This window comes from Chryseobacterium sp. 'Rf worker isolate 10' (genome assembly GCF_050753305.1).
Classification (GTDB): domain Bacteria; phylum Bacteroidota; class Bacteroidia; order Flavobacteriales; family Weeksellaceae; genus Chryseobacterium.
On the sequence record NZ_JBOZOF010000020.1, the window covers coordinates 1 to 282 of the forward strand.

At 60.6% G+C, this 282-nt stretch carries 1 protein-coding gene; it reads left to right on the forward strand.

What is annotated here, in order from left to right; all coding sequences use genetic code 11:
* A partial coding sequence (locus tag LKL37_RS23020; RefSeq protein ID WP_431612575.1) for an isocitrate dehydrogenase kinase/phosphatase AceK regulatory subunit occupies nt 1-282 on the forward strand: 282 nt, incomplete at both ends.

The window sequence follows — 282 nt, forward strand, 5'->3', positions numbered from 1 at the left end:
GCAAGCTTGAAGACGTTTCACCCGGAGCCTGCATGCGCAGGCTTCTTTTTCTGGCGGGGGTAAGGATGGCGGCAAAACTGGAGTTGTTGATCGCACAGACGATCCTGCAGGGCTTCGATGCGCAGTACGGCCGCTTTCTGGAAGTGACCGCCGGCGCGCAGCAGCGCTTCGAGCAGGCGGACTGGCCGGCGGTGCAGCAGGCGATGAAAAAGCGCATCCATCTGTACGACCATCACGTCGGCCTGGTGGTGGAGCAGCTCAAATGCATCACCGGGCAGAAAT